Origin of the sequence: Cognatundibacterium crateris, assembly GCF_010078235.1 — a bacterium.
GTDB classification, from domain to species: domain Bacteria; phylum Pseudomonadota; class Gammaproteobacteria; order Burkholderiales; family Burkholderiaceae_D; genus Undibacterium; species Undibacterium crateris.
The window spans coordinates 315,205-339,756 of record NZ_JAABOS010000004.1 but is presented as its reverse complement, the minus strand read 5'-3'; the positions used below and the strand labels follow the sequence as shown (position 1 = coordinate 339,756).

23 protein-coding genes, 1 tRNA gene and 1 riboswitch are annotated in these 24,552 nt (G+C 51.4%); of the genes, 6 read left to right on the top strand and 18 right to left on the bottom strand.

Translation table 11 applies throughout. The annotated features are described in order from the left end of the window. From EYB48_RS09995 to EYB48_RS09975, 5 genes are all read right to left on the bottom strand, one after another. On the bottom strand, window positions 1-1,857 hold the full coding sequence (locus tag EYB48_RS09995; protein ID WP_162020189.1) for an autotransporter assembly complex protein TamA: 1,857 nt from the start codon (window positions 1,855-1,857) through the stop codon (window positions 1-3). Window positions 1,858-1,860: 3 nt separating this feature from the next. Continuing rightward, window positions 1,861-2,304 carry an ExbD/TolR family protein gene (locus EYB48_RS09990; protein ID WP_162020188.1) on the bottom strand — a complete coding sequence of 148 codons (444 nt, stop codon included), beginning with the start codon at window positions 2,302-2,304 and terminating at the stop codon, window positions 1,861-1,863. A 13-nt stretch (window positions 2,305-2,317) separates the two neighbouring features. After that, window positions 2,318-3,013, bottom strand: a complete 696-nt coding sequence (gene tolQ / locus EYB48_RS09985) for a protein TolQ (protein ID WP_162020187.1) — start codon at window positions 3,011-3,013, stop codon at window positions 2,318-2,320. 44 nt (window positions 3,014-3,057) lie between these two features. After that, complete coding sequence (ybgC, locus tag EYB48_RS09980; protein ID WP_162020186.1) at window positions 3,058-3,459, bottom strand: tol-pal system-associated acyl-CoA thioesterase; 402 nt, start codon at window positions 3,457-3,459, stop codon at window positions 3,058-3,060. A gap of 132 nt (window positions 3,460-3,591) precedes the next feature. Further along, entirely contained in the window at window positions 3,592-4,344 is a 753-nt protein-coding gene (locus tag EYB48_RS09975) for an SDR family NAD(P)-dependent oxidoreductase (protein WP_162020185.1), read from the bottom strand. 344 nt (window positions 4,345-4,688) lie between these two features. Next, window positions 4,689-4,839: riboswitch (ZMP/ZTP riboswitch) on the top strand. 104 nt (window positions 4,840-4,943) lie between these two features. On the opposite strand from EYB48_RS09975, the gene glyA reads away from it, so the two are divergent. The 6 genes from glyA (at window position 4,944) to EYB48_RS09940 (ending at window position 13,787) form a co-directional block, all read left to right on the top strand. Then, a complete protein-coding gene (gene glyA, locus EYB48_RS09965) occupies window positions 4,944-6,194 on the top strand; it encodes a serine hydroxymethyltransferase (RefSeq protein ID WP_162020183.1) in 1,251 nt (416 codons plus the stop codon). A 239-nt stretch (window positions 6,195-6,433) separates the two neighbouring features. Further along, window positions 6,434-6,910, top strand: coding sequence for a transcriptional regulator NrdR (gene nrdR, locus EYB48_RS09960; protein ID WP_162020182.1), 477 nt, complete (start codon window positions 6,434-6,436; stop codon window positions 6,908-6,910). A gap of 326 nt (window positions 6,911-7,236) precedes the next feature. Beyond that, window positions 7,237-9,102 (top strand): IucA/IucC family protein, encoded by a 1,866-nt coding sequence (locus EYB48_RS09955; RefSeq protein WP_162020181.1) that lies wholly within the window; start codon window positions 7,237-7,239, stop codon window positions 9,100-9,102. A gap of 3 nt (window positions 9,103-9,105) precedes the next feature. After that, a complete protein-coding gene (locus EYB48_RS09950; RefSeq protein WP_162020180.1) occupies window positions 9,106-10,341 on the top strand; it encodes an MFS transporter in 1,236 nt (411 codons plus the stop codon). Window positions 10,342-10,378: 37 nt separating this feature from the next. Beyond that, window positions 10,379-12,484: a TonB-dependent receptor gene (locus EYB48_RS09945; RefSeq protein WP_162020179.1), complete on the top strand. Its 2,106-nt coding sequence runs from the start codon at window positions 10,379-10,381 to the stop codon at window positions 12,482-12,484. 148 nt (window positions 12,485-12,632) lie between these two features. Next, a complete protein-coding gene (locus EYB48_RS09940; RefSeq protein WP_162020178.1) occupies window positions 12,633-13,787 on the top strand; it encodes a PepSY-associated TM helix domain-containing protein in 1,155 nt (384 codons plus the stop codon). 48 nt (window positions 13,788-13,835) lie between these two features. Here the strand turns inward: EYB48_RS09940 and EYB48_RS09935 are convergent, their stop codons facing one another. The 13 genes from EYB48_RS09935 to EYB48_RS09875 form a co-directional block, all read right to left on the bottom strand. Next, window positions 13,836-14,288 carry an RrF2 family transcriptional regulator gene (locus tag EYB48_RS09935; RefSeq protein WP_162020177.1) on the bottom strand — a complete coding sequence of 151 codons (453 nt, stop codon included), beginning with the start codon at window positions 14,286-14,288 and terminating at the stop codon, window positions 13,836-13,838. A 233-nt stretch (window positions 14,289-14,521) separates the two neighbouring features. Next, complete coding sequence (bla, locus tag EYB48_RS09930; protein ID WP_162020176.1) at window positions 14,522-15,292, bottom strand: subclass B2 metallo-beta-lactamase; 771 nt, start codon at window positions 15,290-15,292, stop codon at window positions 14,522-14,524. A gap of 641 nt (window positions 15,293-15,933) precedes the next feature. Further along, window positions 15,934-16,218 (bottom strand): hypothetical protein, encoded by a 285-nt coding sequence (locus tag EYB48_RS09925; protein WP_162020175.1) that lies wholly within the window; start codon window positions 16,216-16,218, stop codon window positions 15,934-15,936. A 167-nt stretch (window positions 16,219-16,385) separates the two neighbouring features. Next, window positions 16,386-17,900 (bottom strand): KAP family P-loop NTPase fold protein, encoded by a 1,515-nt coding sequence (locus EYB48_RS09920; protein ID WP_162020174.1) that lies wholly within the window; start codon window positions 17,898-17,900, stop codon window positions 16,386-16,388. Window positions 17,901-17,979: 79 nt separating this feature from the next. Beyond that, entirely contained in the window at window positions 17,980-18,402 is a 423-nt protein-coding gene (locus tag EYB48_RS09915; RefSeq protein WP_162020173.1) for a hypothetical protein, read from the bottom strand. A gap of 218 nt (window positions 18,403-18,620) precedes the next feature. Continuing rightward, window positions 18,621-18,696: transfer RNA gene (locus EYB48_RS09910), tRNA-His, on the bottom strand. Between the two features lie 149 nt (window positions 18,697-18,845). Then, window positions 18,846-19,385 (bottom strand): hypothetical protein, encoded by a 540-nt coding sequence (locus EYB48_RS09905; RefSeq protein WP_162020172.1) that lies wholly within the window; start codon window positions 19,383-19,385, stop codon window positions 18,846-18,848. A gap of 197 nt (window positions 19,386-19,582) precedes the next feature. Next, window positions 19,583-20,026 (bottom strand): copper chaperone PCu(A)C, encoded by a 444-nt coding sequence (locus EYB48_RS09900; protein ID WP_162020171.1) that lies wholly within the window; start codon window positions 20,024-20,026, stop codon window positions 19,583-19,585. Window positions 20,027-20,047: 21 nt separating this feature from the next. After that, entirely contained in the window at window positions 20,048-21,046 is a 999-nt protein-coding gene (dusA, locus tag EYB48_RS09895; RefSeq protein WP_162020170.1) for a tRNA dihydrouridine(20/20a) synthase DusA, read from the bottom strand. Window positions 21,047-21,367: 321 nt separating this feature from the next. After that, window positions 21,368-22,051: an amino acid ABC transporter permease gene (locus tag EYB48_RS09890; RefSeq protein ID WP_162020169.1), complete on the bottom strand. Its 684-nt coding sequence runs from the start codon at window positions 22,049-22,051 to the stop codon at window positions 21,368-21,370. Between the two features lie 59 nt (window positions 22,052-22,110). Then, window positions 22,111-22,854, bottom strand: coding sequence for an amino acid ABC transporter permease (locus EYB48_RS09885; RefSeq protein ID WP_162020168.1), 744 nt, complete (start codon window positions 22,852-22,854; stop codon window positions 22,111-22,113). Next, the gene (locus tag EYB48_RS09880) at window positions 22,851-23,624 is read right to left on the bottom strand and encodes an amino acid ABC transporter ATP-binding protein (protein WP_162020167.1); all 774 of its coding nucleotides are present in this window, start codon (window positions 23,622-23,624) and stop codon (window positions 22,851-22,853) included. The genes EYB48_RS09885 and EYB48_RS09880 overlap by 4 nt, the downstream gene beginning before the upstream one ends. A 27-nt stretch (window positions 23,625-23,651) precedes the next feature. Beyond that, on the bottom strand, window positions 23,652-24,476 hold the full coding sequence (locus EYB48_RS09875) for an ABC transporter substrate-binding protein (RefSeq protein ID WP_162020166.1): 825 nt from the start codon (window positions 24,474-24,476) through the stop codon (window positions 23,652-23,654). Window positions 24,477-24,552 lie beyond the last annotated feature (76 nt).

Genomic DNA, 24,552 nt, shown 5'->3' with positions numbered 1-24,552 from the left:
TCAGAATGCAATCGCGATAGAAAAATCCAGTCTGACTTTTTTAGACTGACGCCCATAGGCCAGATCCAGTGCAATCGGACCTGCCGGCGTGCGGTAGCGCGCACCAACACCAATAGCCTGGCGCATGCTCAGATCGCGCCAGGTTTCGGCCGCATCACCAATATCGAGAAAGGTCGCTACGCCCCAGGCCTCTTTGAGCCAATGCACGTATTCGGCACTGGCCACGCCCATCACACGGCCACCTGTCACCGCCCGCCCCTGCTGCACGCCCAGGCTTTGATAGGCATAGCCGCGTACCGTCGTGCTGCCACCGGTACGGAATAAATACTCTTCCGGAATACCGGCACTATCGGGCGCCACCACCTGACCCACTTCTGCGCGCAGGATTACGCTATCGGATTTTTTACCGATAGGTATCCAGCGCTGGTATTTGCCATAACTACGGATGAAGCGCTGATCGGACAGCAAAGCTTTTTCCGAGACAGCCAGGTCCAGCTGATAAATTTCGCCTTTGCGCGGTGCAAACGCATCATCCACATCACGCCAGGTCCAACCTGCGCTGAGCACCAGTGCCTTGCTGGTTTCAGCAGGCTCGCCTTCGATAGAGTTACGTTCGCGTATCAGGTTCAGCCCCAGCCTTTGCTCTATATGTCCACGCTGACTGGTACGCTTGATGCCGATCGCGTTCCTGAGCGTGAGCACACCCGACACATCCTGGCGATCAATAATCGCACCGAAAGAATCTGTGACGCGATCACGCGGCGGCAGATAGACATCGGCATAACCGACCTGGCGCTTTTGCTCGATACGGATGGCGCTGCGCAAGTCCCAGGCTTTTTCCAGAATATTGCGGTCGCGGTAAGCGATTTCACCACGAAAGCCGGTGTTAGAACTATAACCGGTACCGAAACTCAGATCGCGCCGCTTGCGCTCCACTACGCTGACTTCCACCGGCACCGCGTCCGCTTTGTCCGGATCGGGTTCAATACCCACTGCCACCGAAGCAAAATAAGGCGAATTTTGCAGCGTACGCTGGAACTCCAGCAAACGGGCACGCGAATAATTTTCCCCTGTTTTGGGCGGCTGATAACGTTCAAGTAACCAAGACGGATAATTTTGCAGGCCAATGACATGTAGTTCACCGAGCCTGAATGCGGGACCGCTGTCAACTTCAAGCCTGACGCTGGCCTGTGCCGCATCGGCATCCACATCGACGGCACTTTGCGTGATTTTGGCGGATGCATAAGTATCAGCGCGCAGGTTTTCCAACAAAGCAGTTTTTGCATCGCTCCAGTCGCCCTCGCGGAATGCCTGACCGATAGGCAAACCCCAATCCTGTATCAGGCCTGAACGCCGCTGCCGCGCCTGCTCATCGCCGCTGTTGGCAAGATCTGCCAGGCTGCCGCTAATGCGCATACCAACCTGGGTAATGAAAGTACGCTGTCCTGCCTCGACACTCACGTGTATCAGCTTATCGCGTTGAGACTCCGTAGCACCGGACGGCGAAGCAGACTCCGGATTTTCAAATTCTATGTGCGGAGAAAAATAGCCTTCGGTCGCCAGTATGCCTTCTATATCCTGGCGCAGACGACGTATCAAAGAGGGGGTAATATTTTGCGACTCGGCCGAACCGGAAAATTCCTGTATATGTTCACGCAGCAAAGCAGCCCAAGGCGTAGCGGGCGCTTTTAATTGCAAGCGTCCGCTCAGACTGCGTTGCGGTGCTTCGCTATCGCCGCTGTCCGCAGCTGGGACTTGCACGACAGGCGCTGGTGTTTCCTGCGCCATGCCAGCCTGGGCCAGCAAACTCAGTATGCAGACAGACAGGAGGTGCAAAGCGCGGGAATGAGACGCCATGGTTTATTTGGTCGCCAGACCAACCCGCTTGATGCCGATTTTCTTGGCTTCGCTGACGACTTGTACCACTTCGTCATAAATGATGCCCTTGTCGGCAGAAACCAGCACCGACAACTCAGGTTTTTTCTGATGGTATTCACGCAGCAGGCTGTATAACTGCTGGCGGTTTTTGACTTCTTCCCGGCTGTCCTGCTGATTATTGCCATTCGCGCCGTTTTTACTGGTCACGCTAATGGTCGCTGCCGCATCAGGTTTCAGCGTGATTTCTATATAATCTGTCGGCGGCTGCGTTGATTGTCCCGCCGTGGGCAGATTGATCACACTGGGATTGGTCATCGGTGCCGCCACCATGAAAATGACCAGCAGCACCAGCATCACGTCAATGTAGGGAACCACATTGATTTCAGCTTTAAATTTGCGTTTACGTTCGCCACGCAGATAACTCATGCAGACTCAATAATCAGCGGGATTGACGTTGCAGGATATTCGAGAACTCTTCAATGAAAGTTTCAAAACGAATCGCTAACCGGTCTATATCATGCGAATAACGGTTGTAAGCCAGCACCGCAGGAATCGCTGCAAACAAGCCGATCGCAGTCGCAATCAAGGCCTCAGCAATACCCGGCGCAACCGCTGCCAGCGTCGCTTGCTGCACATTCGCCAGACCACGGAAAGCATTCATAATCCCCCATACGGTACCGAACAGACCAATGTAAGGAGAGACCGAGCCAACAGACGCCAGGAAAGATAAATGCGATTCCAGCATATCCATTTCGCGCTGATAGGCAGCGCGCATCGCACGGCGTGCGCCATCAAGCATAGCGCCGGCATCGAGTGCCGCTTTATTCGCGTTTTTGACCTTTTGGTATTCGCTCATGCCTGCTTCGAAAATACGTTCCAGCGCGCCGGTTTTGTCGCGACCGTTACGACGGTTAGCGGCCGCAGTCTGATACAGCTCAACCAGATTACCACCGGACCAGAAATGACGTTCAAATTCCTCAGTCTGTCCACGCGCCTTTTTGATGGCGAACATTTTATTGAAGATATAGGTCCAGCTGGTCAGGGATACCCCCAGCAATAACAGCATCACCAACTGCACCAGTATCGAGGCATTACTGATCAGGCTGAAAAACGAAAGGTCTTGAGTAACAGTCATAACGAGTCTACTAATCTAAGTGAAGCAAAAATAAAGCAAAAAATCTAGTTGCGGATAGCGTCCAGCACATCAGCCGGGATCGCGGCTGGGCGCACAGACTCAGCGTCAACACAACCCACCTTAATCACACCGGTAGCCAGCAAGCGCTCACCGCAGCGTGCTTCCTGCACGAAATGCAAAGATGCACGACCCAGCTTCTGTATCTCTACGCTGATTGTGAGTTCATCATCAAGTCGCGCAGGTGCATGATACTCGACTGTACCTGATTTGACGACAAACATAGTCCCGGTCTGCTCTTTCATCTGCTGTTGCTGCAAACCGTGAGCACGCAGCCATTCGGTTCTGGCGCGCTCGAAGAACTTAAGATAATTGGCATAAAAAACGATGCCACCAGCATCGGTATCTTCGTAATACACACGTACCGGCCAAAAAAACTGATCCGCCATCTTTATTCTTCCATCGTCAACATAGGAACACCCTGAGACCTGCAGTGTGCGCTGAAGTTCAGTCTGAACAAGCACTGTTTCAGTGCCTGGCATTATACAGAAGGGTGTTTGCAAAAAATCAGCGCGCTATGTTCAGACTGGCTGACGTTTGATGTTGAGCGGGCCAAAACCCTGGCAGGTCGGCATCATTTCTATGTAATTGATATTCACGTGGGCTGGCAGAGTTGCAATCCAATACGCGGTTTCTGCAATATCGCTTGCGGTCAGTGGCGTGGTGCCCTCATACACTTTGGCCGCCGCATCGTCATTCCCACGGAAGCGCACATTCGAGAATTCAGTGCCACCGCACAAGCCAGGAGCGATATTGGTGGTGCGCACATTGGTTCCCGCCATGTCGGCGCGCAGGTTGCGGGTGAACTGATCAACGAAAGCCTTGGTCGCGCCATACACATTCCCGCCCGGATAAGCGGTAGAGCCGGCAATCGATCCGATATTAATAATCATGCCGCTGTTACGCGCCACCATGTCCGGCAGGATGGCACGGGTCACAGTGACCAGGCCCTTGGTATTGGTGTCTATCATGGTTTCCCACTCATCCTGCGAAGCCAGATGCGCAGCTTCGGTACCCAAGGCCAGGCCCGCATTATTGATCAGCACGTCTATCGTTTTCCACTCTGCGGGCAACCCGGCCAGAGCCGCCAGTATCGATGCCTTGTCCATCACATCCATAGTCACGGGCAGCAAGGCACTGCCGAGTTCCGCCTGCAAAGCCGCCAGTCGCTCTACCCGGCGCGCCGTGGCAATCACGCGATGTCCTTCACGCACGAACTTGCGTGCCATTTCTTCACCAAAACCTGAACTGGCACCAGTAATCAAAACGATCATTCTCTACTCCCTGTTAGCAATTATTTGCGACTTTCTGAAACGCGCAGCACCTGCAACGTGCGACAGTCTTACGGCAGTTTTGCTGCAGTCTTACGATATGCAATTGAAAATCCGGCTTCAGCGACTAAAAAAACCGGACCATATTGCGGCCTATTTTAAGTGCTTTTAGCAAATTACACCCAAATGCCGCCCTTTAAATTAACAATACCGTCCGGCGCTTTGGATTCCGCCAGCTCCCGCCACCCGGCCTGTGCGGCTCAGCGCGGCAAAAGCCGGGAAAGCGGCACAGGCTCAAGTGTTTGACTTGCCCATTCAGAACGCATCACGTAAAATCCGTGCACCATTTCGTCTCACGCAACTGGCGAAAATGCGGCGAACATCATTGTTTGTTCCTGCTGAAGATGGGCATCCATCGGGGAGCGTGAGATATAGAGGTAATCGCTGCGGCACATCTGTGCCAGGCCATTGCCTCCGCCGTACGCCTGGGCAGCCTGATGGTAAGCAGGAATGCGGCTGCCACTCACACTTACGTCATTGCCACCTCATTCTTAGTTCATTCATCTTTTAGTTTGTACACTTAACAGGAAATCAGGAACGCCATGTTTGCTAAAAATCATACCCTCGCCAATATCGATCCGGAATTGTTCGCAACCATCCAGCTGGAAAACCTGCGTCAGGAAGAACATATCGAGCTGATCGCCTCTGAAAACTATACTTCACCAGCGGTGATGGAAGCTCAGGGCTCGCAACTGACCAACAAATACGCAGAAGGCTATCCGGGCAAGCGCTACTACGGTGGCTGCGAACACGTAGACGTGGTCGAACAACTCGCTATCGACCGCCTGAAACAATTATTCGGCGCTAACTTCGCCAACGTACAAGCCAACTCCGGCTCGCAAGCCAATCAGGGCGTATTCTTCGCGCTGCTGAATCCAGGCGACACCATCATGGGCATGAGTCTGGCTGAAGGCGGCCATCTGACCCACGGCATGCCATTGAATATGTCTGGCAAATGGTTCAATGTCGTCTCTTATGGTCTGGATGCGAATGAAGACATCGACTACGATGCCATGGAAAAACTGGCACGCGAAACCAAGCCTAAGCTGATCATCGCTGGCGCATCCGCTTTTGCATTGCGTATCGATTTCGAACGTTTCAGCAAAATCGCGAAAGAAGTCGGCGCATTTTTCATGGTCGACATGGCGCACTATGCAGGTCTGATCGCGGCTGGCGTGTACCCTAACCCGGTACCGTTTGCGGATGTCGTGACATCGACAACGCATAAGAGCCTGCGCGGCCCACGTGGCGGCATCATTCTGAGCAATGACGAAGCCATCGCTAAGAAAATCAATTCTGCGATTTTCCCTGGCCTGCAAGGCGGCCCGCTGATGCACGTGATCGCTGGTAAAGCAGTGGCGTTCAAAGAAGCACTGTCACCAGAATTTAAGGCTTACCAGGAACAAGTCGTCAAAAACGCAGCAGCACTGGCTACCGCCCTGACTGAACGTGGTCTGCGTATCGTGTCTGGCCGTACAGAATCGCACGTGATGCTGGTGGATCTGCGTCCGAAAGGTCTGACTGGTAAAGAAGCCGAAGCCATCCTCGGTTCCGCACATATCACTTGCAATAAAAACGGCATCCCTAACGATCCGCAAAAACCGATGGTAACTTCCGGTATCCGCCTGGGCAGCCCGGCCATGACGACACGCGGCTTCAAAGAAGCAGAAGCGATCAAAGTCGGCCACCTGATTGCAGACGTACTGGACAATCCTAACGATGCAGCGACGATAGAACGCGTCAAAGCAGAAGTGAAAAAGCTGACTCAGGCTTTCCCTGTGTACGCTGCTTAATTCTGCGACCGGATAAAAATCCGGAGACAAGTCGTAATTAGTCACAAATGTGACATAAAACAACGCCACTCACTGAGTGGCGTTGTCTTTTCTGGCAATTTCCAGTAAAAGCATGTCTTGGCATCAACAAATGCCTGTTTTTCAGCAATGTTTTAGGTTTTTTTTTAGTTTTTTAGCGTTTTTGCAGCCCCGTTTTTCAAGCCGTTTTTTCAGCCCTGATACGAACAGAACAGAATCACATGAAATGCCCTTATTGCCATCACGACGATACCCAGGTCATCGACACCCGCGTTTCTGAAGAGGGCAATGTCATGCGCCGGCGACGTCGCTGCGCGCACTGTGATAAACGCTTCACCACCTATGAACGCATAGAACTCAGCATGCCTGTCATCGTCAAAAAGAATGGCAGCCGCACCGAATATGAATCCCATAAACTACGCAGCAGCTTTATGCTGGCACTGCGCAAACGTCCGGTCTCCGCTGAGGCAATCGATGGCGCAATACAACGCATAGAAGAAAAGCTGCTGTCCAGCGGCGAACGCGAAGTACTGTCCGGCTATCTGGGCGAACTGGTCATGCGTGAACTCAAGAAACTGGACAAAATCGCCTATATCCGTTTTGCCTCGGTGTATAAAAGTTTTGAAGACATTTCTGAATTTGCCGAAGCGATACAGGAAATCTCTACCGACAAACAGCGCGCTGACAAAAGCCATTAGTTAATTAATTAATATCCGCCCGCACCTATCTGCAGGCCAGTGACTCAATGACACGTTGAGTCACTATTTTGCTGGGCGACATCCTGACTTCAGCCCCCCCCCATACCCACCAAATCAGCACACTGGCGACTGTGCTATATCCCACGCCAGATGCGGCACGCGACTACCCTCTTCACAAGCAGCCTGCGACATTCTCAACAAGCAGCCGAAAACCAGGTCCAAGCTGAGTTTGCTCAGCTATTCATCTGAAAGCCACCTCTTTTATTTAATGCGATTGATAATGATTCTCATTTGCGATAATATGAGGCCGTATTCTTATGAAAGGCATGGATATGAACGCTCTGACACCACATCGCTACTTTTCCACCTCAGAACATGAACAGGCCGCCGTCTGGCAGGATTATGCCGATAGCGAACGCCGTGGCTTATTGAAAACGCTGCAAGCCTTATTCCGGGAAGAATTACTCAGCAAGCAGTTTCTGATTCAGGAAGGCAGCAGCAGCTGGCTACCGCTATGGCAGCAGCAACGCATGATGCGCTTTGAGGGCTTGCATTTCGGACGTAGCGGCGCCTGCAGCCTGGCCGGAGCGATCAGTTACTACCATGCCGGACATCCGCCAAAACACATCAACAGTGGCAGCGAATTACTGAGTTGCCTCGCCAGCAGCCTGCATACGTCAATCGAGGCCGATGATCTGCAGCGGCTCAAAACAGAACTGGCCAACAGCGTGCAGAACGATGCGCTGTGCCACAGTTTCCGCCGGCTCTGGGCCGATCAGCTGCGCGCTGATTTCCGGGCTTTGGCACCCCACTTCATCGCAGCGCTCAGACAGTCTGGCCATCCACATCCGGTGCTGTTGCTGGAACAATGGGGCACCATCGGGCATCCGTGGCATCCTGCCTTCAAAAGCAAAATCGGACTCAGCACCAGCGAGGTGATGGAGTTGTCACCCGAGTTCCATCCTGAACTTGCGATTTCTGTGCTTGCGGTACGCAAGGAATGCATGCGTGTCACCAGCGGTAATCAGACACTGGATTACATGGACTGGTTTGCCACGCACTATCCGGATACAGCAAGCGCCTGGAAAGCAGCGCTGACACAGCGTCAGATGCAAGCCGAGGCCTGGGTGCCGGTACCGATGCACCCGTATCAGCTCAAGCGGGTATTGCCGCAGCGTTTCGCCGCCGAGCTGGCGGCGGGTCAGATTGTGATTCTGGATGAAGTCACGCTCAGTTGCTCACCCAGCATGTCTTTCCGCACCGTGGAAGCCATAGGCTATGCGCAGGCGCCGCATTTGAAACTGCCAGTCGGTCTCCAAATGACCAGCGCCCAAAGAACAGTTTCACCCAAGTCCGCCGTCATGGGACCGCGCATCAGTCAGCTGATCAGCCTCATCTTGCAACACGAAGGCGGCTTCCAAAACCAGCTTGATATCCTGCCTGAATTGCCAGGCCTGCACTGGATCGATGCCGACGATGACCGGGCACGCCATCTGGCGGTACTGTTTCGCGCTAATCCAATCAGCAAGCGCAGCACAGACTTATTCCCTGTACCGGCAGGCAGCTTGTTCGCCGACTCACCTTTCCATGGCAAAGCCCTGGTGACTGAGTTGATCGCACTGGCTTATGGCGATCATGCGGAAGGCGCTTTGTCATTTTTCGATCAGTATTGCAAAGTGGTGTTAGGCGCCAGTTTGTCGGCCTATCTGCTGTATGGCATCGCCTTTGAAGCGCATCAGCAAAACAGCCTGATACAAGTCGATCAGGATTACCGTCCGGCGCAGTTACTGGTCAGGGACTTTGGCGACTTGCGCATCTTTACTCCTGTGCTGCAGGCGCGCGGGCTGCAGCTGGAAGCATATCGCAGCGGCCACGTGATGTTTGACGAGATTCTGCAAGTCAGGGATAAACTGCTGCACGCGACTTTCCTGTGTCAGTTATCGGAGCTGGCGGTGCTGCTGGCAGCCAGCTACCACATCCCGGAAGCTGCGCTGTGGAATATCCTGCGGCACCAGACCGAAGCCACCTTCGATCGCTTACGCAGCCGTTGTGATGCGGCACATTGGGCCAGCGAACGCGACGCTATCCTGCATGCGCCGTGGCCAGCCAAATCGCTGCTTAAGATGCGCCTGTCAGACAGCGCAGACGATGTACACAGCACGATACCCAATCCTTTGCGTGCGGAGCGCTGATCGATGTTGTTCATTCACAGGCAAGCGGCTCCTGCGCATGCCCTGAAAATGCTGTGGCTGATTCAATGCGTGGCGATGGCGGCGATGGAAATGAGTGGGCCATTCTGGGCTTTGCACTTGCAATCCAGTGGCCAGCTCAGCGCCAGCGAACTCAGCTGGTATAGCGCACTGGCCTATGCTGGCCCTATGCTGACGGCGATGTTATGCATACCCTGGTGGGGCAAGGCCGGTGACCGCATCGGTCATCACTGGATGCTGTTGCGCGCACTCGCGGCGCTGGCGCTGACTCAGCTGGCGCTGGCCTATTGCACCCAGCCTTTAATGATCATCGCAATACGTCTGCTGCAAGGCGCTATCGCCGGCTTCATCGCAGCGGCCCAGGCCTATGGCAGCCAGCTCAGCAGCCGCGAACAACGTGGTCAGTTAATGGCCAGCTTACAAATGGCGACCGCTTTAGGCTCAGTACTCGGGCCTGTGGCCGGTGGCTGGCTGTATCAAAGCCAGGGCTTCGCAGCGGTCAATCTGTCCGCAGCAGCCTTATGCGCAGGCTGTCTGCTGCTGGCGGGACTATGCCTGCCACGCAGCAAGGTGGTGCCAGCCAGCGCCAGCACTGCACTGCAAAGCGATTCCGTGGCAGCACAGCAGACCAGCTGGTGGCGTCAGGGCATGTTGCCGGGCTTCCTGACCGGCATACTTTTGATCCAGTCAGCCAAGATGCTGCCGCAAGCTTATTTCAGCCTTTACGTAACCCAGGTCATGCAGACGACCACTGGTTTTGCCGGGCTCAGCTATGGCCTGAGCGCAGCCGGTCTGTGTCTGTGCGCCCCACTCTGGGCCAGCTATTTCCGGCAACAGGAAGACAGCACCATATTGCGCTGGATGATCGCCCTGTGCATCGCCAGCGCCGCGCTGATGGCAGTGCAAAGCCTGTATCTGTCCGCGACGATTTTTTTGGTTTGCCGTTTTCTGTGGGGCTGCGTACTGGGTGCCTTGCTGCCTGTGTTTTACAGCCTGCTCTCCATCCATACTCCAGCCAACAAACAAGGTCAGGCACTCGCATACGGTAACAGCGCTGCCAAAGCCGGCGCCTTGCTGGGCACAGCTGCCGGTGCCTTGTTGATGGCGATACTACCTTTGCAGCACTTGTTCTGGGCAGTGGCGGTCGCCTATTTACTCACAGCCTTACTGCTCGCCCTGTTGCCCCGCACTTATCCGGCCACAGGTTCTGCTCCTGCTTAGTTTTAATTTTCACTTTCACCTTAAACTCGTTTACACCATGAAGATTTTTCGTCCGCATCCTCTGAGCCTGCTCATCGCCAGCTTATTCTGCACCCACCCTGTTTATGCCGATCAAAAACTGGAAGACATCCGTATCACCAGTCAACGCGACAATACCCAAAGCTATGAAGTGACGCAGTCTAAAACTGCCACCAAGATTCCGGCGGCTTTACGCGATATCCCGCAAACCATCAACATCGTCAGCCTGCCGGTACTGCGTGAACAGAATGCAACTTCGCTGCAGGATGCTTTGCAAAATGTACCGGGCCTGAGTTTTTCTGTGGGTGATGGCCAGCGCGATCAGGTCAGTCTGCGCGGCTTCAGCGCGATTACCGATCAGTTCGTCGATGGGGTGCGCGATGATGCGATGTATTTCCGCGATTTGTCGAATATAGAACGCGTCGAAGTGCTCAAAGGCCCGGCCTCTGTGCTGTATGGTCGCGGCTCTGCAGGTGGCCTGATTAACCGCGTCACCAAAAAACCCTTGCAACAGCAGTTCAGAGAAATCGCCTTCAACCTGAGTTCAGGCGGACAGCGCCGCGCAGAGCTGGATCTGAATGCGAATACGGATTCCGGCGTGGCCGCATTCCGCCTGACCGGGACTTTTGAGGATACGACTAATTTCCGGAATCAGTATTTTCTGGAACGGCAGGCACTCGCTCCTTCTGCTCAGTTCCAGCTGACACCTGACACGCGGGTCCTGGTGCAGGCCGACTATCTGCATGACAAACGGCTGGCTGATCAGGGCTTGCCCGGTTATCGGGGTCGACCTGTGGCTGCCGATATCGCGACCTATTACGGTGCCCAAAATGGCAAGCAGCGCGCTTACATACAATCGGATGTGAAAAGCGCGACCATCACGCTTGATCACAGTTTTAGTCCTGAACTCAAGCTGCACAGCGTGTTGCGCACTTATGATTTCGCGCTGAACCGCAACTACACCACCAACACCAATATCAAGGATGGTGTGGTTCCGACTGTCACCATTTCCCAGTCCCAGCGTTTTCGTGATGAAGATGGCAGCTACTGGCAAAATGAACTGAGTCAGAAACTCACGACCGGTAATCTGCGCCATCAAATCCTGTATGGCCTGGAGCTTGGCTATCAGACTAAAGGCGAATACCTGCGCACCCGCAATAACGTTGCGACCTACAATTTATTCAATCCTGTTCTGGCGACACTCAGCCCACTGCCTGACAACACCCCGGTCAGCACCAATACCCAGACCCGTCTGCGTATCGCAGGGCTCTATCTGCAAGACCTGATTAGCATAGACCGCAACTGGAAGCTGCTGACCGGGGTACGCTATGACAGATTGCAGCAAGAGCGCGATGATCTGACGCCGAAAAATCAGGATTTACAACGCACTGATAACACGCTGTCGCCGCGTATCGGCCTGGTCTACCAGCCCTCAGAAACGCTGGCCCTGTATGCGTCCTGGAACCGTTCTTTCCAGCCTATCGCCGATACCTTTACCTTCAGGGCGAACAGCGATCAGCTCAAACCGACACAAACCGTGAACAAAGAAATCGGTGCGAAATACGACCTCAATGCAAGCGCCAGCCTGAGCCTGAGTGTATTCGATATGTCGCAAACCAATATTCAGGTAGCCGACCCGGCTAATCCGAATTTTTCACTCCCGGTAGGACGCCAAAGTACGCAGGGCCTGGAGCTCAGCTTCAGCGGCGCACTGAACCGCGACTGGCAAGTGCTGACAGCCTATGCCTGGATGAAAGGCCGCATCGATCAATCGACAGAACTGACTTCTGCCAAAACGCCATTCCAGGGTAATACCGCATCGCTGACGCCAACCCACACGTTTAATCTGTGGCTGAAGCATCAGCTGAATCAGCACTACTACCTCGCGATTGGCGGCCGTGCAGAATCTGCGCGTTTTGCCGCGCCGGATAATTTACTGACCTTGCCAGGTTACGGCGTGTTGCAACTCGGTGCCGGCTATCAGTCTGCAAAAATGGATGTTTATCTGACCCTGAAAAATGTGCTGAATCGTCAGTACTTTGTCGCGGCGCATAGCGGAGCGAATGACTACAACATGCCGGGTGAACCACGTACACTGACAGCCAGCGTGCGCTATCGCTTCTGAGCGCAGACGTCGTAGTTTCGTCGCTACGCTTAAACGCTAAGACGCGTTAATCAAGCCGCCGGGCTGGCAAACTGGCCCGGCGGCAAACTGTTTTCTTTCGCACCGAAAAACTCCAATTTCAGTCAACACCAGCCAATCCCAGCCAGCCATGATTAAAGGTTTACTACGTCGCTTTCTCAGACAGTTCCATCTCCTGTGCGCATTGTGCTTCGGTCTGTTTTTATTTGCATCCGCCATCACGGGCAGCATACTCAGCTGGCGCCATGAACTGGATGCCAGCCTCAATCCTGAGCTATTTCATATCGCCGCTGCGCCAGCCAGTTGCCATAGTAAGCACTGCGAACATGCGCAGCAAGCCGCGCTGATAGACTGGCTCAATACCCAGCCCGGCTATCAGCGTCCATCCATGCTGAGCTTCCCGGAAAACCCTGAACACGCAGTGATCGCCTGGTACAAACTGCCAGCCCCAGCCAATACCGGCTGGCAGTTAGCACGCTCACGTCAGGTGATGATAGACCCGCTGCGACGCCAGATTTTGGGGGAAAGGGTATGGGGTGAAATCGGTTTTTCACGCGCACTGATCATCCCTACACTATTCCATGTGCATCGCTATTTTTTACTCGGTGACACCGGCAAAACCCTGATGGCAGTGACCGGGCTGGTGCTGCTACTGAGTTGCCTGCAAGGTCTGCTGTTATGGTTGCCTGCTGCCAGCCGCCGGGCCTGGAAAAAATCCATCACGGTCCATTGGCGTGGATCGCTACCCGCCTTGCTATACAGCCTGCACCGCAGCGCAGGTGCGCTGCTGGCGTTGTTGCTGATGATGCTGGGCTTGACCGGTATTTACTTCAATCAGCCGGGCTGGCTGAGTCCGGTGTTTCCGGCGCAGGTAAAAAAAATACCCGATGCAGCGCCAGCTTCAACAAGGGCGCAGGCTTTGCCGCTCACCTCGCTGCTCGCAATCGCGCAACAAACATTTCCTGATGCGCGCATCAGCCGCATCAGTCTGCCTGCCTCGGTTGGCAAACCGCTGGAAATTCGCCTGCGCCAACCTGGCGAACTCAGAAAAGAAGATGGGGCAACCCGCATCAGTCTGGACCCGTATAGCGGCGCAATACGGCAATTGATCGATCCTTTAAACATGCAGGGTAGCGCACGTTGGGTCAGCTGGTTTTATCCGCTGCATAGCGGAGAAATTGGCGGCACCGCTGGCCGGATATTGATTTCCCTGTGCGGGCTGGGCCTGCTGATGCTGATGGTCTCAGGCTATGTGATGTGGTGGAAAAAGCGCAGAGTCGTCTGACAAGGAAGCTGCGTAAGGATTTGAGGATAGTGTGTCAACCGCCTGTGCTCAATTTCTGTGGCTGTTAGGCGGATACAGATTGATGACGTGCAGATCTGACGGTTTGGTGATCAGGTCTTCCAAAGTCACCTGATCCAGCACCTGCAAATAAGCGGCTGTGGCGGCTGCCAATATGCCTTTCAGGTTGCAGCCTTTGGCATACGCGCAGCTATTGTTTTCTGCATCAAAACATTCGGCCATATCAAAATCCGTCTCGGTGCTGCGCACCACCGCACCGATACCAATTTCACGCGGTTCCAGGTTGAGCTTCAGGCCACCATGACGGCCACGCACCGTCTCTACCATATTCGACATGCCCAGCTGATGCACCACCTTGGTCAAATGGCTTTTGGATATCGTATGCAGCTCCGCGATCTCTTGTATCGTCACAAGCCGGTCCCGATGCAGCGCCAGATAAATCAGGGTGCGTAAGGTGTAATCGGTGTAGGCAGTTAATTTCATGTCCGGTGCAAGTCCACTAAGAGTTTCAGCTAGCGCCGCTCTGACCATTCATACAGCGCACATCAGCCAGCCATATTGTAGATGGATGACCACAGTATGTCACATGCTACAGCTTCAGCCGCTTGAAATGCCACAGCAGCCATAGCAAGCACCAATGCTGGCTACAAAAAAAAAGATGTAAGCAGACCAGCTGCATTACATCGTTTCCTCTACTGTGGCTTATCCAGGAAATTTTACTTAGGCTTATTCTGATTCGCCGCCAGTAAGCCTAAGTAATGATCGATCAGGCCGACGCCATGTACCGGCGTATCATGACCCGCAATGATGGTGTCCACCTTGATCTGACCCGATTGAATCTTCTCCTTTAACTTCAAGAGCGTCTTAGGATATTCCTGCAAATTGGCGAAACTCAGATTGCCCAATTTTTCTTTCAAAATGCAGTTCCCATACAAGACTTTCTCATCCGGGAAATACACAAATATCCCATCTTCCGTATGCGCCGAGCCCAGAAAAAAGGACTTCACTTTACCGTCTTGCAAATCAAAATCCCCGGCATACACCTGATCAGGCAGGCTTAAAGCCAATTGCGGATACGCAGAAAAACCAGCGCGTGTGAAATCCACGATACCATCCCAGTCTTTCTTTTCCAGATCATAGGTGTGCTGGGTAGAGACGATCTTTGCACCTATGCTTTTCCAGTAAAGATTACCGCCTGCGCGGTCGGTATGGTAATTCGCATTGATCACTTCGCGCACCGGTTTATCGCTGACTTTTTTTATCTCAGCATACAATTCCTTTGCGGTTTCAGGCGTCCAGGTCGCACCAATAATCGTGATGGACTTCTCGCCGATATACACCATCGAATTTTCCTGCACATAGGCCTTATCCTCAACCACATAAACCGGCCCTTTGAGATGCGTCAGCTTAATCGCCGACTCATGCGCGCCCGCACTCAGCGCAGCAAACAGCAGCCCCAGTGAGAACACAGCTTTCACTAATTTCATATAACTTCCTTTCGATTCTCTCCATCCTCCGCACCAGCAATCGCACAAACGCAAACCTGCTGCTGCGAGACGATGAACATTAAGCCAGAGGCTACACCTTCGCCACGAGACTCATGGCGAAGCACCCCCTCTGAATACGGCAAGCCTGCGTTCAGCCTGGTTGGAAGGTGGGTGGCGAGCAAAGTTCCATAATCACATTCAGCTCTGTGGAAACTACTTACATGCGCCTAGTGCAAACGTGTATCAATTGTTGGCGTGCATTAATCGAAATCGCGTTGCTTTGATATGTGAATCAAGCTGAAAATATTCCAAACATCACGCTTATTTGCGCAATTGAATTCGAGCCAGCAAATAGATATTCAGACCGCTTTGCAAATATCCAAGGAATTGAAATCATGAGCACACAAGTCAGTAACTGGGATATCACCGACTATCTGAAAACTGAAGAAGCAGCTATGCTCATCGAGGTACGGACGAATAAACACTAAAAGACCAAGATAAGGGCAATTCAAATTGATATAGGAATTCGTCTTGAATAAGTTCAGTCACAATGACACACAAATTGCTATAAACACCCGCCATCCAAGCGTTTAGAGCAAAAAAATACCCGCATACGCGGGTATTTTTTATATCTAGTCAGCTTACGGAACCATGCTCATATTCATTACTGCTGCAAAAATCATTGCGCCGATTTTTGATTTTCCTGCACCTGCTATATTTACTTGTTTTTTCATACCACTCTCCTCTTTTTTCAAAACGGTTGATTTAAAACTGGCTTTTTTGTCCTTTTTTTCGCTTTTTTTAAAAGTTTTTTTACTCTTTATTTTAGCGTTTTCAGGCTTAAGCTTACCTTTTGAAACTTTCTTTGAGGCTACAACTTCTTTAATACATTTACAAATTTCTACCTTATTTTGAGCAACTGGCACTGCCGGACCTGTTTCCGTAAGCTGACTAAACTTAGAATTGGTTGGTATGGAAATTTCCCGGGTAGAATTCGGGCGCCTTAATATTTCCACAAAATAATTATATCAAAAATATTAACAAATAGCAATACTAACTATGATTATTAACTACTAAAAGCTAACTCCACTTTCTAAGTATCTATGTTTTTAGTACCGATAGCACCAAAGCCACTGGCGTCGCGAATTAAGGCAAAATAATTCGAATATTCTTTCGTTATGTCATGAATGTTGTACGAAACCAGCCGTGAAAACAAAAGATTCTCTGGAAAAGTGAATCGTGTTGGTGATTCAACTGCTCGCCTGACATCATTTTGCTCCATAGACAGGCTTTCAAAATATTTAAGAGCCACCTCTTGTACTGTTGTGTGCCTAACACTCTCACCTCGATATGGATACGGAACTACGAAAGTAGAATTTATCTCAAATCTTTCTTTAAAACCAGTTACCAAACTGAGGTTTTTTGCGTCACATATCTTCTTAAATACTATTGGATCCTGATGATATACAACCGCTAAAAATACCAGAAAGAATATATGAACACGCTCATTTTTCAGGCAAATCAGCGCAGCTTCTACAATATTCGCAACTTGCCCCTGATCTCGAAGCGCTAAATTAAAAGCATCAGCATGTTTTTCCAATACGAAACTAATAAATTCCTTATTTGAATTCAAAATACCGTAGCCCGGAATTTCTACATTAGTTAATCCAAAAACGATCTCAGATTCGTTAGTAACACCAATAGTTTCCATCAGCGAATCCGTGAATTGTTTATTGCTAGGCTGACGCAAAGAATATTGCATGTCGAAAAAACGCTTCAAATATGCGTAACCATCAAAACCTGAACCATAAACTGCTCGAATTGAATGTGAGAGCTGGGTAATATTTGTTGCAATAACAAAATATACGCCAGGCACGCCAAATAGGTGCTTAATACCCTCCAGCAACTCAATCGCATAGTCTGGCCTACACCTATCCAATTCATCAATATAAATTATTAAGGGCAATTGAAATCCAGGCAGCTTATTTAATTCTGTAATAAGCAGGGATAACTTTCCCTTGAAATCACGAATGGCTTCCTTAACCGATCTATGCCTGTTCAATACCTTATTTAGCTCGTTGGATAACTGCTTCTGAACATCCTTATAAGGAGTTTTTTCGTCTGATTGAATTTCGTCCGAATCCCCATCTTCTTCAAAGAGCGAGTTAACCTGGTCAGCCCCTATACCAGCAGCGTGCTTCAAAAGTGCAAATCCAATCACTTTCAGCGCAGGCTTCCAATATTCTCGAAGAACTGTACCAGCCTTATCTCCGTGCTTTTTTAGAAAAGGCATATAACTAAAATAGCCAGCTAAACCAGCATCAAATTCTGAGATAAAGGCTAACAGCGGGTCCTTAGTAAAATCGTTCTTCCATGCATCAAACAAAACAACTGGATGATTCTCGAATAGAGATTGTTCATGCCATCGTTTTAGCATGAATGATTTCCCCGTCCCCCACTCACCATTAACAGCAAGCACAAAACCAGGCTCCTCCCTCTTTGCTTCATAGCGTGCCACTAAATAATTTTGCAAATAGCGCGCATCATCTTTACGCCCTAAGCAATCACGACTCCAAATGTCGGATTTATTCGTTTCGTCTACACTCATAAAGATTTAGATAGGTAATCGTTGGTGAAAGATAGTTAGTACTCATTTCGTTGCGAGGTAAACCCACAAAATCAAAACCTCACTTCAAATCCTCCAACTTCACACAATGCGGCTTGATGAACATAATTTCTATCGCTGCGCCGCCCAATGAGCCGTAGCGCTGCCTGGAATTTGCGCCGCCCCAGGTGTGACTGAGCAAGCTGGGGGTTGCGCGGCTCAGATCAAAAATGGATATTTCCACCAGTTCGGGAAACGCCTTCTCGCCCGTTTTTTTGAGCAGCTCGCGGTATTTTTCTGCTGTTGCGGGTGCGATTTGCAAACCGAGCTGTGTGCCTTTCGGCAAAGTAATCTTATGCATTTCGCCGGGTTTGATATCCCAGTTATCCACGTCCTTGCCTGCAGATTGCACAAACGCGCGTTGCTGCTGGCAGTCGGCCAACACATCAGCGCTGTTCAACGCCAGATAAACGGAAAAAACAGCGAGAGTAAGTATCGAGCGCATTATCAGTCCCCTTACAAAAATTAATTTTGATTTTGATAAGCATTATAGGCAACCAAATTAACCGTGAGCAAGAAATGCCTGATCAAAAAAATACTGCGGGGATGATTCAGAAATTGCGTATGCAATTCAACGAGATCGAAGAATTCGCTTTTTGGACGGGAAAAAGAAAAACGGCTTACCGAGAAAACTCTGTAAGCCGTTGATTTCTTTGAATTCTTTGGGGTGGTCGATGGGACTCGAACCCACGACGACAGGAATCACAATCCTGGACTCTACCAACTGAGCTACGACCACCATTGCTACTGCATTATTTGCAAATACTGCAGCAAGTAAGCTGCGCATTATACGGGGTGTATCGATTTTTAGCAATCCCCCGCACTACGGAAATTATTTTTTTGCGAATGTTGACTGGTTCGCTGTTTGATACGCTGATGAATACCGCTTCAGGCGGCACTGGCCAGTCTGGGCAGCAGTTGCGCCCACAGCCAGGCAAAGCCAGTGCTGCCTGCGTTTGCGTTGTTGCCCGCATTAGCACTGGCCGGTGCTGGCAAACGGTGATCCTGTAGCAGCAGTTCGCGCATGCGCTCTTTCTGGCCCATATCCAGTGCCGCATACAGCTGCAGTGCCAGATCGCGCATTTCTATGTTTTCAGTAGCTTGTATCTGCTCTTCCGCATCCAGTTGCGCCAGCAGTGCTGGCAGACTGAGTTGCGAACCGGTTTTCTTGAGTTGGCGGCGACTGGCGCGTGCGGCACGCTGACGCATCAGGAAGGCGGCGCGCTCTGCCATACGTGCCCACAGCGCTTGCTGTGCGGGCGTGAGTTGCAAGTCCTGCTGCATCAGTTGCAAGCGGCAAGCTTTGGCCGATGGCGATGTGATTTCGCGGGCTTGCGGAGTTTGCTGCTCTTGCTGTGCCGGTGTGGAAAACGCGAGTGCCAGCTCGACAGCCAGATCATGACGTTTGAGAAAAGAGATGCGCTTCATAATAGACCACCAAAAACTAAGCGATAAAAAAGCCCACGCAAATTTCTTTGCGTAGGCATAACTCACATTTCGTGAGATGAGGAGCGTGCAGTGAAACTCCGGACAATATAACTTTGATCAGAATTCCGCACCGCTGCTCTTACATTTTTTTACCTGAGCAGGTGGAATGACACATTTCGCGCCAGCCGCGTAACGAATTACATTTTGTGTTCGGTCGCTGTGATTTGCTTAATTGGCGCTTTTACTTCCAGCACTTCGCGCTTTTTATCCTTACCTTCAAAAGTCAGTTTCAGCGTGACGGTTTCGCCAGCCTTGGCCTGGGACTTCAATTCCATCAGCATGATGTGATAGCCGCCCGGTTTCAATTCAACCGCCTTACCCTGATTCAGCTCCAGTGCGTCAACGGCACGCATTTTCATGACGTCTTTTTCCATCTTCATTTCATGGACTTCAGTGACGCCGGAAATCGAAGATTCTGCTGCCACCAGACGCACGTCCTGGTTGCTGGTCAGGGTCATGAAAGCGCCAGTCGCTTTTTGCTGAGGAACGGTAGCACGCACCCATGCGTCTTTAACGCTGACCTCCGCCTGCGCCATCAGACTGGCGGATGCCAGCAACAGAGCGATTACACTTTTTTTCATCTGAGTTCTCCTGAAAAGCAGTTAAACCGGGGCATCCGGCTTGTCTGCACTACGATCAAAGGCACTGACGGTTTTCATACGCGCCAGCGCATCCAGTAAAATTTCTGGCTTGCCTGCTGCCAGCAGTTTGCTATCCGATAAAGTCTGACGGAAGGCGCGCGCGCCAACCAGACCCATCATTAAACCTAACATATGGCGTATCACACTGTTTAAGCGCAAACCTTTGCCATTATTCCCATACAGCTCCAGCTGCCGGTGTATATACGGAATCATCAATTCCAGAATTTCTTCACGCGTATTCACGCGCGCGTGATCACCGTAAAAGCGCGCATCAAAATCGGCCATGAAATATGGATTGTGATACGCCTCACGCCCTATCATCACGCCATCCACATGCTGCAAATGCAGCTCCATTTCATCGGCGGTTTTGATACCGCCATTCAGGATGATTTCGAGTTCAGGAAATTCCTGCTTCAGGCGGTAGGCATACTCATACTTGAGCGGCGGGATTTCGCGGTTTTCACGCGGCGACAAGCCCTTCAAAATCGCGGTGCGCGCATGAACGATAAAGATGTTGCAACCCGCATCGGCCACAGTACCGACAAAGTCACGCATGAATTCATACGAATCCACATCATTGATACCGATACGATGTTTGACCGTCACATCGATGGAGGCCGCATCACGCATGGCTTTCACGCAGTCCGCCACCAATTGCGGCTCCGCCATCAGACAGGCACCAAACGCGCCTTTTTGCACGCGCTCTGACGGGCAGCCACAATTCAGATTGATCTCATCGTAGCCCCACTCCTGCCCCATCTTCGCACATTGCGCCAAATCGGCCGGCTCACTACCGCCCAGCTGCAATGCCACCGGATGCTCATCGGGATTAAATTCTAAATGCCGCTGCACATCTCCATGCAACAGCGAGCCAGTCGTCACCATTTCGGTGTACAACCAGGTATGACGGGTGATATGGCGATGAAACTGACGGCAATGGCGATCAGACCATTCGAGCATGGGGGCCACAGAAACGCGGCGGGCAGGTAAAGCAGATTTAGTCACGGCAAGCACGGCAAAACGTTGAGCAAACCGACATTGTACCCTTAAGCTGCTGACGGATAGAAATCCATGGCAAACCTGGCTTCCATCCCAGACATGCTGACTCTTGTCCCTGAATAAGCTGTCAACACTGCCCGTGCAAAATAAACAATCAGGGGCTTACTGAGCTGTAAACATGCTTAGCGCAATTTTCGCTGCAAATCTGGAGCAGAGAACTACCCATTTCCAAATGCGTGCAAGCTGCTTAGCATCAGAAAAAATTAAATTAGCGATGGCAAGTCACAGAGGCTTAGTTTTCAGTACGAGTCGCGGCAACTCACTGAATGCGGTGCAAAGGATGAAGTAAATCGCACCGATGAACAGGAAGATTTCGGCGGGGTAAATTTGGGTGCGGCTGTTGACCTGATTGGCGACTGTGGTCAGCTCGGGTACGTTCACCACCAGCGCCAGCGACGTGTCCTTGATCAAGGCTACGAATAAGCCAGTGTAAGATGGCAGCAGATTGGGCATCGCTTGTGGCAGCAAAATATGGCGCAACACCTGCCAACGACTCATACCACTGGCAATTCCGGCCTCGGTTTGGCCGCCAGACAAAGCTTCCAGCCCAGCCAGAGTCGCGTGCATCACAGATGCGGCGCTGAACCATGCAATTGCAAGCACCACCGTGCTCACGCCTGAGATATCGCGGCCCAGCCAGCGTGGCAGTAAAAAGTACAGCCAGAAGATGACCAGTATCAGCGGTATGCTGCGAATTAACTCTGCTGCAGAAAACAAAACACGCCTGCTCCAGCCCTGAAAATACCAGGCAACAGCAGCAGTCGCAATACCAGCGACTAATGCTATTAGTCCGGCAGACAAAGACATCAGCAGAGTCAGCAGCAAGCCGCCAACTTCACCGTCTGCGGTACGGCCAATTAACAGGTATTGCCAGTTATTGGCGATCACATCAAAATCAAAATTCATGAAAAAAACTCCTGCTAGCGAGCGAAGACTGTGCAAAGCCTGTACAACAAGCAAATCAATCAAGCAGAAAAACCTGAATATCTGGCCAGACCAAAGCGCAGTAATAACTGCCCCATCAGCAGCCCCAGTATCAGGTAGAGCAAAGTCGCAATGGCATAGGCTTCAATCGCGTGCGAATTAAAGCTTTCGATCTGACGTGTGCTGTAGATGATTTCTGCGAAGCCTATGCCCGACGCGAGCGAAGACAGCTTCATCAGATTCAGGTATTGACCTATCATGGGCTGCCAGGCATTGCACATCGCTTGTGGCAGCAAAATATAGCGCAAGGTTTTCCAGCGACTCAAACCCTGACTACGCGCTGCCTCTGCCTGACCAAGCGGCACAGCCTGCAATCCGGTGCGCAATTCCTCAGCTAAAAATGCTGCGGTAAACCAGCTCAATCCCAGCCATGCACAAAAGAACTCGGGAGACAAACAACGAAAGCCGTTTGCCAGCGGTGAAAACCAATGATCACTGACAATCCAGTCGCGTACCACCTCAGGCAAGGCAGGATAAACAGCAAAATACCAAAAGAAAATCTGAACCAGTAAAGGCGTATTCCGGAACACCAAAACGATGCCCTGCGCAAGATTGCGCAAAGCCCTTAACTCACTGGTACGTAATAAAATCAATGCCAACGCCAACACACTGGCAGTGATGCTGCCAAGCACGGTAATCAAGCCAGTATTCAATAAACCGGCCAGCAACCATGAGGCGGGCGGGCCACTCAGCACGCCATTCCAGTCGAGATGAAAGCCGCTCATGACTGACCTTGTTGCGCAGGTAAAATCTGCTGCAAGAATCGTTGTGCGCGCGGATGCGCAGGCTGAGTAAAAAACTGTTCAGGTGTCGCAACCTCCAGTATCTGCCCCTGATCCATAAACACGATACGATCTGCCAACTCTCGCGCAAAGCCCATTTCGTGCGTCACGACCAGCATCGTAATACCGGTATGGGTAAGCTGACGCATCACTGCTAACACTTCGGCGATCATCTCTGGGTCCAGTGCCGACGTCGGCTCATCAAACAAGAGGATAGATGGTTGCATCGCCAGCGTGCGTGCAATCGCCACCCTTTGCTGCTGACCACCGGATAGCTGTGCCGGAAAATGATCTGCCTTATCGGGCAAACCAACTTTCGCGAGCAAAGCATCGGCACGCTGACGTGCATCATCCCGATTCATGCCCAACACCTGGCGCAAGGCCAGCGTGATATTGTCACGCGCACTCAGATGAGCATACAGATTGAATTGTTGGAACACAAAGCCTATGCCAGCGCGTAAAGCCTGCAGCTGGCGTTGACGCAGTGTGCGTGTGGTTTGACCGGCGATCAGAATATCACCGTGCTCGTAATTTTCCAGACGGTTGATGGTACGGATCAGGGTTGATTTACCTGATCCTGAGGGACCACAGATCACAACCACCTCACCGGCAGCGATCTGCAAATTCAGGTCCTGAAGAACAGAAAAATCGCCATAGCTCTTAGAGACATGGCGAAATTCTATCGCAGGCACAGCGTGTTCAGTCTGGCGCATTGATATCTTTAAACAAAACTGAAATGCTTACTTAGGTGCGGAAATTTTGAAGTTTCTTGGCTCAGGTGCAGCCGAGCTTTTACCGAACCAGCGCTCATGAATTTTGGCGGCCTCACCGCTTTTTTCGAGCTCCAGCAAGGTGCTATTCACCACATTCAGCAATGCAGTTTCGCCTTTCGGTGCACCGACACCGATGTGCTCAGTGCTCAGGTATTCCGGCAGAATTTTGAAGTTTTTCTTATCCGCTGCGTTTGCCAGCAAACCGATCAAAATAGAGCTATCCTGAGTAATTGCTTTGACACTGCCATTACGCAAAGCAGTGAGCGCCAGCGGCACATCATCATAGGCAACCACTTGCGCCTTAGGGAAGCGCACATGCAATTCCTGTTCGCCGGTCGTGCCTTTTACTGCGCCGATGCGGGCGTCAGCAAATGCATCCAGCTTATTCGCCGCACTGGATGCCACCAGAAATTGCTGACCTGTGACAAAGTAAGGATGACTGAAATCGATGACCTTGGCACGCTCTGGCGTGATCGTGATATCGGCGACGATCAGATCGGCTTTTCCGGATTGCAGCAGCGGAATGCGATTAGCCGGATTGGTAGGAACCAACTCCAGTTTGACGCCGATTTTTTTTGCCAGTGCTTCAGCAAAATCAATATCATAGCCCACCACTTTATGTGATTTAGCATCGACCGAACCAAACGGTGGATTACTATCAAATACCGCAGCACGCAGTACGCCGGCTTTTTTTATATCGTCCAGTTTATCGGCCAGCGCCAGCTGAGAAAAAGAAAGTGCAGCGACGGCGACGCTGAACAAATATGAGATTTTTTTGATTTTGAAATTCATTATTTACTCCATCCATGAGTTAAGACTACGTGAGCTTGAATCACTGCTGATGGAATAAAGTATATGGAACTGTATG